The organism is Ruminococcus sp. AM26-12LB (assembly GCF_003480785.1).
Lineage (GTDB): Bacteria > Bacillota > Clostridia > Lachnospirales > Lachnospiraceae > Blautia_A > Blautia_A fusiformis.
Map to the genome: position 1 here is coordinate 1 of NZ_QUJX01000033.1, position 13,394 is coordinate 13,394.

14 protein-coding genes are annotated in these 13,394 nt (G+C 46.4%); 1 reads left to right on the forward strand and 13 read right to left on the reverse strand.

The window, feature by feature from the left end:
- From DW694_RS16385 to DW694_RS16430, 11 genes are all read right to left on the reverse strand, one after another.
- A partial coding sequence (locus tag DW694_RS16385; RefSeq protein WP_118753345.1) for an IS607 family transposase occupies positions 1-541 on the reverse strand: 541 nt, incomplete at its 3' end.
- A gap of 449 nt (positions 542-990) precedes the next feature.
- A complete protein-coding gene (locus tag DW694_RS17035) occupies positions 991-1,146 on the reverse strand; it encodes a hypothetical protein (RefSeq protein ID WP_021652569.1) in 156 nt (51 codons plus the stop codon).
- A 142-nt stretch (positions 1,147-1,288) separates the two neighbouring features.
- On the reverse strand, positions 1,289-2,080 hold the full coding sequence (locus tag DW694_RS16390; protein WP_243148618.1) for a transcriptional regulator: 792 nt from the start codon (positions 2,078-2,080) through the stop codon (positions 1,289-1,291).
- Positions 2,081-2,257: 177 nt separating this feature from the next.
- A complete protein-coding gene (locus DW694_RS16395; protein ID WP_014079459.1) occupies positions 2,258-3,880 on the reverse strand; it encodes a recombinase family protein in 1,623 nt (540 codons plus the stop codon).
- Positions 3,881-3,987: 107 nt separating this feature from the next.
- Positions 3,988-4,173 (reverse strand): hypothetical protein, encoded by a 186-nt coding sequence (locus DW694_RS16400; RefSeq protein WP_004849804.1) that lies wholly within the window; start codon positions 4,171-4,173, stop codon positions 3,988-3,990.
- A 270-nt stretch (positions 4,174-4,443) separates the two neighbouring features.
- On the reverse strand, positions 4,444-5,784 hold the full coding sequence (locus DW694_RS16405) for a virulence-associated E family protein (RefSeq protein ID WP_009321442.1): 1,341 nt from the start codon (positions 5,782-5,784) through the stop codon (positions 4,444-4,446).
- Positions 5,669-6,409 carry a CHC2 zinc finger domain-containing protein gene (locus DW694_RS16410; protein ID WP_014079457.1) on the reverse strand — a complete coding sequence of 247 codons (741 nt, stop codon included), beginning with the start codon at positions 6,407-6,409 and terminating at the stop codon, positions 5,669-5,671. The genes DW694_RS16405 and DW694_RS16410 overlap by 116 nt, the downstream gene beginning before the upstream one ends.
- 47 nt (positions 6,410-6,456) lie before the next feature.
- Positions 6,457-7,929, reverse strand: a complete 1,473-nt coding sequence (gene mobQ / locus DW694_RS16415; protein WP_173905416.1) for a MobQ family relaxase — start codon at positions 7,927-7,929, stop codon at positions 6,457-6,459.
- Between the two features lie 2 nt (positions 7,930-7,931).
- Positions 7,932-8,249, reverse strand: coding sequence for a DUF3847 domain-containing protein (locus DW694_RS16420; protein ID WP_019162597.1), 318 nt, complete (start codon positions 8,247-8,249; stop codon positions 7,932-7,934).
- Positions 8,250-8,535: 286 nt separating this feature from the next.
- Positions 8,536-8,739: a hypothetical protein gene (locus tag DW694_RS16425; protein WP_004614949.1), complete on the reverse strand. Its 204-nt coding sequence runs from the start codon at positions 8,737-8,739 to the stop codon at positions 8,536-8,538.
- 146 nt (positions 8,740-8,885) lie between these two features.
- Positions 8,886-9,110 carry a helix-turn-helix domain-containing protein gene (locus tag DW694_RS16430; RefSeq protein WP_008368839.1) on the reverse strand — a complete coding sequence of 75 codons (225 nt, stop codon included), beginning with the start codon at positions 9,108-9,110 and terminating at the stop codon, positions 8,886-8,888.
- Positions 9,111-9,412: 302 nt separating this feature from the next.
- Between DW694_RS16430 and DW694_RS16435 the strand changes: the two genes are divergently transcribed.
- A complete protein-coding gene (locus DW694_RS16435; RefSeq protein ID WP_118514308.1) occupies positions 9,413-10,453 on the forward strand; it encodes a DUF6076 domain-containing protein in 1,041 nt (346 codons plus the stop codon).
- A 224-nt stretch (positions 10,454-10,677) separates the two neighbouring features.
- On the opposite strand, the gene DW694_RS16445 is transcribed toward DW694_RS16435, so the two are convergent.
- A complete protein-coding gene (locus DW694_RS16445; protein WP_077326079.1) occupies positions 10,678-13,056 on the reverse strand; it encodes an FtsX-like permease family protein in 2,379 nt (792 codons plus the stop codon).
- A 14-nt stretch (positions 13,057-13,070) separates the two neighbouring features.
- A partial coding sequence (locus DW694_RS16450; protein ID WP_118752610.1) for an ATP-binding cassette domain-containing protein occupies positions 13,071-13,394 on the reverse strand: 324 nt, incomplete at its 5' end.

Here is a 13,394-nt window from a genome sequence, read left to right on the forward strand (position 1 = left end):
TGCAACTGAATACTGTGATTATCTGAACCAGATCTTCAACAAGTTCCGGCTGTTCGGATTTTTCAGTATTATCAATAATCTCAATCTCACAATTATAAAGCGAAGCGATATATTCTATCAATTCAAAACCAAATCGCAATAGCCGATCTTTATATAAAACAACAACCTTTTCAACCTGATTTTGAGATATTCGCCTGATCAATTCCTGGAGTTCTTTTTTCTTATAATTAATTCCGGAACCGATATCACTTATTATCTCAAATGGCTGTCCTTTTGCCAGAAGATATGTCTTAACATTATCAATCTGTCGTTCCAGATCATCTTTCTGTTTATGGCTGGAAACGCGACAATATCCAATTGTAATGCGATTTTTAGGCTTTACATTTATTACCTGGTTGAGTTGCTCGTCAGAATAATATCTATAGCCGCTTACTGTAGTATGATGCGGATGAAGTTTTCCATTGGCATCCCAATTTCGTAATGTCTGGGCGGATACGCCTATAATTTTTGAAAATTCATGTATAGAATAATATTTACTCAAAGCATCAGCTCCTTTCCATAATATTCCACTCTAATATCTTATAAAACTCAACATGTACTTATATGATTTTATAATTTTATAATTTATATTTAACTGTTAATAACCTCCTGAAAAATTCTATTTGCTTCACCTTATCATATTTTGGGGGTGGCGTACATATATTAATGTAAATTATGAGACGATTTGATTTTGTGTAATTGAGTGGATGGATTGAATAGTGCGAATAATCTATAAAAGAAGTGGCGGAAATACCAGCAATGATATTTCCGCCGTTTTACAACTCCGAATATCCTATCCAGAGCTACTTTGTGTTCAGAGTATATGTTATAAAATCAAATTTTATGAAATGTAAAAAGGAACTCGTCCAGAGCCCCTTTCCTTTGAATAAGTAATAATATCTTTCTCACTCCGGAAAAAGACTTCTTTGTACTTATATGATACTGGTTCAATTACTCCTTGTCAATATTTATTTTTATCTTTGTAATGTGTTCTGTCAAAGAAATATCATCTGGCAATTCAAGAATTTTCCTTAGTTCAGCAAGTTCGTCCTGTGCCTTATTACGTTCTTCTTTTATTTTTGAAATATATTGCAATTTATCATCCATTGAGGTGGTAAATTTCGTTGCAATCACGCACCCTATGGGTTAAAAGAGATGCAGGAGCCGCGACGCCTGCATCTCTTTCATCTATAAATGTGATCTATTGCGAATGAATAGGTTTTTTATTTTGCAATAAACATAAGCAGGATCAATACTTTGCTAATAATTTTTTCCAGGGTTTATAGCCTTTCATATAAGCAAAGTCTTCTTCATTTTGGAAGCCTGCAATCAGTTCTTTTTTCATTTCTTCAGCATATGGATTTTCTACATCTTGGAATTTTATATGTTTATATAATCTTGATTTCTGAAAATCACAGATTGTATCGACATTCTCCAGCAGTTGTTTTATTACCTTAAAAGTATCTTCTACATTTTGTTCTGCCACCACAACATTAAACATGGTTGCACATTCATTGTATTTTCCCATCTCAAAAATACCTGCTAATGCATACATTTTCTCGGCCAGGAATCTTGCGGATTTATGATCTTTATTGTCAAGAGCTTTTGTGATCATCATGCCAAAGGCAAGATTCAAAGTAGTATACTCTGAAAGAATTATATTTTCCAGTTTTTCATATGCTTCTTCTGTTTTTTCCTGTTCCATGTATAATTGCCCAAGTCTTAGTTTTTTCATGGGATCATAGTCGGAAAAATAGTTCAGATATTTTTCTGCCATTTCATAATTCCCTTTTCGCAAGTAGAATCCGAACAGAGAATCTGCCGCATGGTGCTGGATTTTTTCGTCCTTGTCATTTAGTGCCATTTCGTACCAGGAATTAATCTGTTCGTCGTACTTATCGGGATGCTCACACTGACCTATGATTCTTCGCGAGTCAAGCATCACCGCCACCTGCCAGATAAGCATGTTGCAGTTAGGGTAATCTTTTATGATATTTACTGCCCATTGATAGGTCTTTTCGTAACCTTCTGCTGAAAACATTTTGTCCATTTCCTGAATAAGTTCTGTAATTTCAACGTCTGTCAGATTTTCATGAAAAGACAACAGGGTATCAAGGGAAATATGTAGCAGTCTTGCAATTGGTGCTAACAGTTCAATATCTGGATTGGAGTTCCCCGTCTCCCTTAATTAAAGATATTGTTGGGTAAAAAAGAAAGGTCAGTCGATTTTGCCGATGAAGCGGTAGTAGATTTCTACTTCCTGCTCACGGCTTCCGTCCTCGCCCTTGACAGCTTCGTGGACGGTTATTTTTTCAATTAGAGTGTTCAGAAGTTCGGCGGTCAGCTCCACAGGGTTGACATACTGTTTCATCAGGGCAATCCACTTTTCAGCATCCGCTGCGGTCTGTACGGCGGCTTCCATCGTTTCGTGAAGCTGTCTTATTTTTGTTTCAAGCTCCTTTTGCTCGTTCTGGTACTTCTCGGACAGCATATTGAAGTTATACTCGGTTATGCGTCCGGCAGACCAGTCCTCATACATTTTAGCAAACAGCCCGTCAACCTCGGCTTTACGCTTCTCTGCCTTTTTCAGCTCCGCAGCCTGCTTTTTCTTCGCAGAGTTTCTTTCCCTGTCGCTGGCATTGAGCAGGCGTTTCAGCAGATTGTCCTCGTCTTTCTGTGCCAGCATAGACCAGTATTGCAGTCTTGCAAGCACATAGGCATACAGTACATCATAGCGGATATAGTGCATGGAACACTGGCGTAATCCCTGCCCGTTCTTGCTGCAATGGTAGTACCCGTATGGGTTCTTATTCTGCTTGTTTTCCCCATAGGCTAAAGACCATCCGCAGTCTGCACATTTTATCAATCCTGCGAAAATCTGTGTCGTACCGTTTCTGCGTTTCCTGCGTCTGCTTGCAATCAGCTCCTGAACTTTTTGGAACACTTCTTCAGAAATGATGGCTTCGTGGGTATTTTCCACACGATACCATTCTTCCTGCGGCTTCCGCACCTTTTTCTTGTTCTTGAATGAAATGTTGCTCTGCTTGTTGTGAATGCTGTGACCGATGTAGGTTTCCTCTTTCAAAATGCTCTTGACCTGTGCTATCGTCCACGCATAGGCTTTTTCTGCGGGCGCACCGGCGTAGATATTGGCGAAAGTCCCGTATCTTTCATAGTTCAGCCAGCCGGGGGTAGGTACTTTTTCCTCCACCAGAATCCGTGTAATGCTGGCGGCTCCACGCCCGTGTACAGCAAGGTCAAAAATCTTCTCTACAATCCAGCGTGTTTCCGGGTCGATCAGAAGATGACCTTTTTTGTCCGGGTCTTTTACATAGCCCAGCGGTGCATAGGCTCCATAGTGTGCGCCATTGGCAAATCTTGTGTGCATGGCAGCCTTGACCTTTTTGCTGGTCTGTCGGGCGTGCATTTCATTCAGGATGTTTAAGAACGGTGCAAGCTCGCTTTCTCCGTTGATGGTGTCCACATTGTCATTGATGGCAATGTAGCGTACTCCCTTGCTGGGGAAATAGATTTCCGTGTACTGACCGGTCAGGATATAGTTTCTTCCCAGACGGGATAAGTCCTTTGTGACAACGCAGTTGATTTTCCCGTCTTCGATGTCATCAATCATCCTTTGGAAACTTGGACGCTCGAAATTTGTCCCACTCCATCCGTCGTCAATGTACTCGTCTACAACGGTCAGCCCATGCTCTGCGGCATACTGTCTAAGCATCATGCGCTGGGTCTGGATACTGCCGCTTTCCCCCTGTAATTCATCGTCACGGCTCAATCTCAAATATAGTGCAGTGTTATAAATCGTTGTATTGTATGGTTGTTTCACGGTTAAAAATCCTCCTTCTAAAAGAAACAACCCACGCTTATACAATACTCGCTGGTACAAGTATATCATAAGCGTGGGCTGATTGACAGTCGTTATTCCGTATTTTTTCAGGAAGCGGCGGCAGCGTGCTGGATCACATCTTCCAGCAGGCTGTCAAGCGGCTTCCCATCCTGTGCGAAATGCTCCGATACCTTGATACGGACTTTCCCCATGACAAAATACTGGGTGCCGTCTTTTTCGGTAAGCAGGGTGCCGCTGTTTTTGTTATTGCTCTCGTTTTTGCTTTTTGCCATAGGCAGTTACCTCCATAAATGAAATATGCCCGACAAGGGAATGTCAGACAGGTGTACAGCCGCAGACTGTCTCCGTGTCAACCAAACCGTGTCAACCGGCAGAAAAGACTTTGAAAACAATCCATAGGCGCTCTATTATTACTTTTTACTTTTTCTTTGATTTCTTGGTTGACATGGTTGACAAAGGAGAGAAATGCCCCAAATATCAGGCTTTTCCCCGTCAACCGGCTGTCAACCAAAGCGTCAACCAAACTGTCAACCGGTGGCTTTTCAGAATGGAAGTTCCATTTGCCGGGCTTCTTCTTCCGTGATTTCCTGAAAACCGTCCCCCTCCGGCGGAGCTTGGTTGACACGCTCCCAGCCTTTTTGAGAACCGTATTTCTTATACCGCTTCGGGCTTTTGTAGGCTACCCAGCCCTGTATGATGCCGCCCGCAATGCCGGTATTCATAATCTCGCAGATTGCCCGTGTCTCCCAGTCTGCCGGGGAATTTAAGTTCCCCAGCGCTTCCTCATAAAGCTGCTTGGAACATACCCTGTCGCCGGTGTAGTCCTCCAAATAGGCGTAGATCATGCCGGCCTGTGTGTCTTCCTGCATAAAGTCCTGCTGGTGGGCGTTCAGGTATCGGTTCATTTCCATGCTGAATGACAGCTTATACTTCCCACTGCGATAAACCGTCATGGCTTCCGCCCACATCTGTTCGATATACGCCCTCGCCGCCGCTTCATCGTCCAGTATGTGAACCTCCGCCCGTTCCGGGTACACCGTCACGGGGAGAAAGCGCCGGTTGCCGGTGCGGTCACGGGGCAAAAAGTCCTGCCGGTTGGTCGTCCCTCCAAATACACATTGCCGCAGCCGGTCTGCCGGATGTGTCTCATACGGCACTTTGTAGGTTTCTTTCTGGCGGCTTAAGAATGACTTGATTTCCTCAATACTCTTGGCGTTGGCTGTGGCAATCATCTCCGACATCTCGATAATCCAATGCCCTTGCAGCTTGCGGTACACATTTTCATCGTCCAGCTTTTTCAAATCGTCTGAAAACCATTCGTCCCTGCCTGCCAGCAGCCGGAAAAAGGTAGATTTCCCGGCTCCCTGACCACCAACCAGACAGAGCATGACCTCAAACTTGCTCCCCGGTCTGAATACCCGCCGGATGGCTCCCATCAGGAACAGTTTCAAGGCTTCATAGGTGTATTCGTCCGTATCGGCTCCCAGAAAGTGATGCAGGGCGTAACGGATGCGCTCTGTGCCGTCCCATTGCAGGCTGTTCAGGTAATCCCTGACTGGATGGTAGCGGTTTTCATTGGCAACAATCTTGATGGCGCTCTGCACCTTTTTCTCGCTGGTAAGCCCGTAATTTTCTTCCAGATACAAAAGCAGGTAGTTCATGTCCATGTCGGTCAGCGTGGTACTGGTGCGCTCCCAGCCCAGCGGCTTCACAATGTCAATCTGCTCCGTCAAAAGGTTCAGGCGCAGCGCCCCGCGAAACAGAGGGTCACGCTGGAACACCGTCAGGCAGTTTCGGATGCTGTTCTTCACGCCGCCTTTCTGCGTCCCCTCTAATGTTTCCCGGATTTCTGCCGGTGTCTGCGCCGGTTCCATTGTGTCCATCGTCCTTTTGACCGCTTCCTGCGTTTCCGGCGGCAAGCTCTGAAATTCGCTGTTCAAGCCGCAACACCTCCTTTCCCTGTGCGGCGATCAATGCCGCTTTTTCTTCTATTTCTCCGTATAACAAAATATCCAAAAGGTATTCTGTGTAGCTTATCCTCTGCAACGCTTCCACAAAAAGAGGATGCCAGATGGCATCCTGCGGCTGTGGGGCGTGTGCTGTTTTCCAATGCTCCAGCAGGCGCAGATAATCGCATAGCACCCGGAAACAATACCGTTCCGTTTCCTGAAATCTCTGCTCCGCTGATTTTTGTCGGGGCTGTGACCTGTTGTGACGCTTCCTATCTGGCGGCGCATTGCCGGATTTCTCATAGGAAACGCCGAAGTCCTCCGCAAGCCTGACCGCAGCTTCCCGTTTCCCCAATCCATGCAGCAAAGCGGCAAAGTCGATCACATCCCCGGAAGCCCCGCAGCCGAAGCAGTAAAAGCGGCTGTCCACTTTCATGCTGGGCGTGCGGTCATTGTGGAATGGACAGCAGACCATGCCGTTTCTCCCCACCCGGATTCCATAGAATGAAGCAGCCTGCCGGGTGGTAACAGACTGTTTCACCGCTTCAAATACATTCAAATGCTCCCTCCATAAAAATACTGGTAGCGGTAAAGCTGCCGGTTATATCATAGCTCCATCTCATGTTTCTTTCTCTGTACTGCCTGTGGCTGCTCCCTCCGGCGCAGTGCGGTATCTACGGCGTTCTGCACCTGCCGTAGCCGTATGACTTCCTCCCGGAGTGGCTTGTGCTGCGGAGACAGTTCGGCATACTCTGTTTTTAACTGTGCGTATTCCTGTTTCCATGCTTTCAGGGCAATGGGTTTTCCGTCCAGTTTTTCTTTCAAAATACGGCGGGCGGCATAAAACAGCCGTAACTCCGCATCGTGGGATGTTTCAAATTTCTCCCTCTGTTTCTTAAACTTGATATTGTTCAATTCCGTATGAACAGGTTTTAGCCGCTGGTAATTCTCGCCCTCCCGTATCAATTCCTGCAATTCCTTTATCCGGGCAGATTTCTTTTTCATGGAGTCGCTTAACGCTTCAAATTCTTCGTTGACAGAGGAAAGACGCTCCTGCAAATCCTCTAATGTGAGCAGCTTGTTTTCCGTCAGATAATTGACGGCTTCGGCAAACTGCTTTAAGTTTCCGGTTCTGGCTTTATTGCTCCATGCCCCTGCGTTGCGCTGGTTGTAATAAGCGATCAGCAGGTCGGCAAGGTTCGGTGTCTGTGGTTTGGAAAGTTCTTCTTTTACCTCTGCCATCCAGACAAACAGGGCTTTGATCTTCTTCCTCACATCCTGCATGAGCCGGTTGGTGGCTTTAATCCAGCGGTTCAGTTCCCCTTTCTCGGTGCGGATGCCCTTTGCTTCCATCTGCCGGACATTAGCTCCCTCGTGGACAGTAGGTATCAGGTCAAGCCCCTGCCGCACATAGGAACGGTGGTCGATACGCACATCCAGTCCTTTTTCCTCAAATTTTGTATTAACGGCAGCCGCCCACTGCTCCCGCCAGTGTTCCAGTGTTTCCGGCTCGTGCCAGTCTGTTGTGTGGACAGCATTAAACATATAATCGCCATTTTTATCCCGGATTCGGTTTCCATCTTCATCAAGAAGATATTCCCGCCGCTGTTTTTGTCCCCATGTGCCATCCGGGTTCAAAGGGCGCATGGTTGTCATCACATGGAAATGCGGGTTTGGGATACCGCCGTCCTCTTTCTCCGGACTGTGAAAAGCAAGATCGGCAATCATGCCTTTTGCCACAAACTGCTCCTGCACGAACTTCCTCGCCAGCTCCATGTTTTCTTCCAGCGTCAATTCATTCTGCATGGCAATATCAAAGGAATAGGCAAGCTGTGCTTTTGGATGTTTCTCGCAGTTCTCCACAGCATTCCAGAGGGTCGCCCGGTCAAGATATATTTCCGGCGCATGGGGCGGCAGCATGATTTCCGAAGCGATCACGCCGCCCTTTTTGGTGTAGTCGCTGACTTCTCCATAGTAGCTGCTGTAAAGACGCTCCCCGGCTCGGTAGGCTGCGCTGGCAATGGCGCTCTGACCGGCGCTGCGCTTTATCTGTGCGATTGAAAAATGATAAAGTGCTATCCTTAGTCACCGCCTTTCTCCTGCCCGGAAATACGGGCGTGGTTTTCTGCGGCAGACCGGATGAAAGGCTCCGCCTGCGGCAGATTCAAAATGCTTTCCATGAGGGAATAAAATTCCGTTTCGGTCAGCTCCTTTGTCTGTGGCACAATGCTCTCAACGGCTGCCCCACGGGTAATTAGCCGGTGCGTCCTCTGTTTCCGGGAACCGCTTTCCAGATACGCCTGCCGGTTTTTCAAACGCTGCATTTTCCGTTTTTCCCGTTCCAGCAGGACAGTGGTTTTTTCATATTCCTGCTTTAACTGTTCCAAAGATTTTTCCATGTTCTCACATCCTTTGCTGATAAGATAAAGAAAGACCATCCGCAGACAGTCCGTGTGTCAGTGCTTCTATAAAACCCGATGAAAAGGGAAAACCGCAAAGCGGATTTCTCTTTGCGGCGGGTACACAGGGGATAGCCGCTTTAGCGGCGCAAGGGGGTGTAGCCACCTTGTCGGAGCAAAGCGAACGCAGACCTCGGATTGCTGATTTTATCAGCGGCAGAGGTAAGCTCCGCAGGACGCACGATACATGGTCTTTAGACTATGTATAGAAGTGCGCCCTTAGTTCCTAAGGGATTTTGCCGTTTCCGGCAGTTTTGTCCTTTTTCTTGGAACGCTTGGAAAGATACTTCGGGCAGTCAACCACAACCGCCCGGAAGCTCTGTTTACATTCGTGCTGGCATTTCCGGCACAGTTCGTTGTAAGTGATACGGCTGCGGTCATTTAAGAAGAAAGACCATTCCAGCCGCCGCTTGTTGCTCATTCTTGCCATAACCGGCTCCTTTCTCCATTTCTACCTGATGTACACAGATAGGCTGTTTTGGTGTAGCGTTTCGGTATCATTTTTAAGTTTTTTTCCCTCTGTATGCTCCTTTGGAAAGTGCGGCAGTATTGCAGTCAGGGAATGATACCTCACGCTTATTTGTCGCTTCTCGGTACGGTTTCGGAGCCTTTTGCCATCCATTCAAAGAAAGCAATTTTGCTGACCTTGATAAGCCTACCCCTGCGGAACGCCGGAAAGCCGGGTGTGTGTACTAGCTCATAGGCGCTCGCTCTTGAAATTCCCATAATCCGCTGAATGTCCGCCACATCCAGAACCAGCGGTAAATCCTCGTAGCTGTTCAATCTCTTTTTATCGTTCATTCTGTTCCTCCCATAAATCAAATAGGTTAAAATGCTTCCTGTTGCCGTTCTCCCCAAAAGCCGTTTTCCTGCCCCATTCCTGCGGTGTTTCCCTGCATTGGTGCGCCGAATGCGTCACTTCTCCTGCCGGTCATATCCCTTTTGGACGGTCATTCACTTGTCAAGGTACTGTGCGGTACGAAATTACCAACCGCAATCATCATAGCGTACTATCCTTGACAAAACAATGATTCTGCGATACCATGAGTGTAACGGATATAACTGAATTATATAATTACCATAAACAAAGGCAGGGGATAGGGATGGAGAATCAGTTTATACGGCATGAGCCATGTTTTGAGAGGATTTTGTTTGTCCTGACGCTGGACAGGAAGAAAATGAAAGAGCGGATTTTGATTGGGGAAGAACAGCAGATCCGCTTCCGTCTGAACGGGAGCCAAAACGCAGAGGTGCTTTGTGATATGACACGCCCACTGGGAACTTTTTTGATAAACTTTGAGCGTGACACGGACAGAGACTGGAACTTATACGGGCTTTCTCCGCTGCGGCAAGCTCTCCACTCCAACCGATGGAAACAGCCGGAGCTGGAGCAGGCGGCAAGCGAATTTCTTTGGGAGAAATATCTTAGCAACGACCCTCTGAAAATGTATGTGGCGTTCCGTATCTGGAACAGCTATCTGCTTGCCAGAGAACCCCGTGACCGTAACGCTGCCTGTGACCGCTTCATGGATAAAATGAGCAGCCTGGCCGGGGTATTCCATAACGAAGCCATGACCTTTGACAGGGAGACAGGAAAACCGAAACATTTTCAAGCTGGCAGCCTTTATTTCAAAGGCGCACCGTCAGAAGATACCCGGCTTGACCTCTGGTTCCCGGACAACCGGCGCACAGAAGAATGTGTGTCTGCCTATGCGTCCCTCTCCCCGTTGATTACCTATTATTTGAACCGGCTGAATGACTGGGGACTTTGCTTCCGGCGGTGCAAGGTCTGTGGGAAATATTTTCTGGCAAAGAGCCAGCGGTATGAGCTGTGCAGCGATAAGTGCCGAAAAGCACAGGCGCTTCAAAACAAGCGGGACTTTGACGAGAGGGCAAGAGAAAATAACTATGACCTGCTTTATAAAAATGAATGCCAGAACTGGCGCAACAAAATAAACCGGGTAAAAAATACCGCAGGCTTTCCGGCTGACCGTCTGGAAAAAATACAGGCTTCCTTTTCCGACTTTAAGAAAGAAGCCTTACAGAGAAAAAAGGCTGTAAAAACAGGAACGGCCAGCCCGAAAGAATTTACGGACTGGCTGTATCAGCAGAGTAATGTAATTGTTGAGCTGACCGAGATATGAAAAACTTTCTATCGTCAATTTCGCATTATTGCAATAACAGATTGCTTCTTCCATGAATGGTAATATTATCATCAAACTTTTGGAAGAACTATAAATGTCCGAGGTGCCTTTGATTTCGACAAAAAAACAGGCTGAATTGTTACAAAGCTCGGACATTTCAAAAATTTTTTGAGAAATGGCGAAAAAAGCGGGGCAGCACACGCCGCCCCGCCGATCCCATACGGTTATTCCATCGCCCGCATTTGTTCGATCAGGGATTGCTTTTTCTGTCTGCGGATTGTCCATACAGACAAGATCAGTTCCATTCCGAACAATACCAGAATGAACAGTCCCATTTCCAAAACCGGGAATTTGTAAGGCACTACATTTCCGGCAAAAGCTCCTATACTCATTTTTCTGCAAGCAAAGATGGAAGCCGGAAGCCCAACGATCAGCGTCGCCAATGTTGCAAAGAGCGCATAGCACAGCCCCTCACAGATGTTCATTTCACATAGCTGTTTTTGTGTTAGGCCGATAGAACGCAGAATACTGTTTTCCTGCTTTCGGGCTATCTGGTTAGAGAGTGTCGTATTGATAAGGTTGATAACGCCAAAGAGAAATACCAACCATGAAAGTATCTCCATACTGCCAAACGCAAAAGAATTTGTCATTTCTTCATATTCAATCACTGTATTGATTTCATCTAAGGCAATATTACTATGGCTGGCAACAATATTTTTCAATTCAGCTCCCACATAGTCCGTTTTTTTCGGATCGTTTACAATGCTCCATGAATAGTCGAAAGAAGCGATTTCCGGGTGCAGTTCATGGAACAATGCTTCTGGTGCGAAAAAGAGTACTCCATCGAGGGCCAGTTTTCCATGCCCGGAAGGCGTCTTGTTGGAATCAAACAATCCTGATACAGTGACGGAAACAGGCGGTTGCCCCTCTCCAAAATAAAAGTCAACTGTTGAACCAACACCCATATCCTCATTCTGCTTTAGCACATTATAGTCAATTACAATACTACGGGAATCTTTTGGCATCGTTCCTGCTGTCAGAGCCGCTTCAACTGTTGCATAATTCTGGTCGGTCAGCATATCACACATACCACCGCTTTGGTAAATGTCCGTCTTAAGGGTTGCATAGAGAGATTGTCTGCTTGGAATTATATCTGTAACACCATCAATAGATAAGATTTCCTGTTTTAATTCTTCATTCAACGGATTTCCCGCTGCCATAACCTTTTCTTCTGTCATTTCAGAATCCAAATAAATTTTATAGTCGCCGTCCGGGAAAAACCGTCTTGCAAGCGCCTCTGGAGAACGCAGCAAAACAATGGAGGATACCACAAGCAGAATAATTCCGCCCAAACTCAATGAGGCTACAATAGCAACGGTCTTTTTTCGGTCACGCTTAAAATTCGCAATTCCCATTGAAACAGGATTGAGCTTGATATTCTTTTTTCGGCTTCGGATGTCCTTTTGTGCCGGGGTAAAACGGACGGCTTCAATCGGGGAAATCCCTGCCGCAATTTTTATCGGCTTACGGATGGAAACAGATACCATGATCCAACTGCTTATGAGTGTCAAAATAATCGTTGCCACATAGGAAACAGCATTAAATCCCTTGGGAAACAAAAGAAAACCGCCGCATACGCCCAGCACTGTACCAATCAAAATTCCGATACTGCCAAGTTTGCGTCCCTCCCGCTTTACAATCCGCTTGATTTGCTTTGGCGTTGCACCAATCGTCCGAAGCTGCCCGTAGCTCTTGATTTTGTCATTGATGGAGATACGGAAGATACTCTGGATCACAATGTAGCCGCCAATCAGAACAATGGCAATCACGCCAGCCATCAGTGCAAGATCAAAGGATTTAGAGACATAAGCAAAATATTTGCTGTTCATTTTGGGCATAGGAAGCTGATATTCCTCTGTAATCTCCCTGCAATAAGAGGTCATCAGTTCTTCGTCCAACTTGACTCCGTTTTTGAAATGAGCATAGGCGCGATAGCCAGCCGGATCAAACCTATTCCATTCGGTCAGTGCAGCTTTGGAAAGAATGATCGCGCAGGTATTTGCTTCTTTCTCATTTACGCTGTCCATAATGCCAGTAACGACATAATCACCATGAAAACTTTCGGTATCTAAGGTCACAGTGTCCCCGATTTTAGCGTTATTTCCATAGGTGGAAAGAAAGTATTCGCTTACGACAACTTCATTTGCCTTTTCAGGAACCCGACCCTCTAACAGATTCATTTGTGCCTTGGCAATCTCCATCATTTGCGCGTCGCAATACACATAGGACGCATGATAGCCCTGTTCCGAAAGTTCCTCACCCAGCATATAGTAGCCGCCTACACGCTCAAACTCCGGCACTCCTTTTAAGTTTTCAATATCGTTTTCCTCTACACCTCGCCAGACCGCCTCATAAGTATCGAGAACCTGATTGCGCTGCATTTGTGTCAGGGAAGTAGACACTATTCCTGTAAAGCAGATCAGAAACGCCGCCAGCGCAACGGCAATCACCACCATCAGATTCCGGCGCTTCTCGCTTTGCAAACTTTTCTTTGCCAGCTTCTTTGTAATGGCGCTGGTATCATTCTCAAAAGGCCATGTCATAGCCTGCCACCTCCTTATTCCACAATCTTTCCGTCCTCAATGCGGACAATCCGATCTGCAAGGCGGGCAATGTCGTTATTGTGGGTAATCATCACAACAGTTTGCCGGAACTCTGCACTGGTGCGCTTGATAAGCCCCAGCACCTCGGCGCTGGTCTTGCTGTCAAGGTTGCCGGTCGGCTCGTCGGCCAGCACAATAGCCGGTTTGGTAATCAAGGCGCGTGCGATAGCCACACGCTGCTGCTGTCCGCCGGAAAGATTGTTCGGCATGTTTTTCAGTTTATCTTCCAGCCCCAGCAGGTGAACGATCTCGTCCAAAAACTTCTGATCCACCGTGTC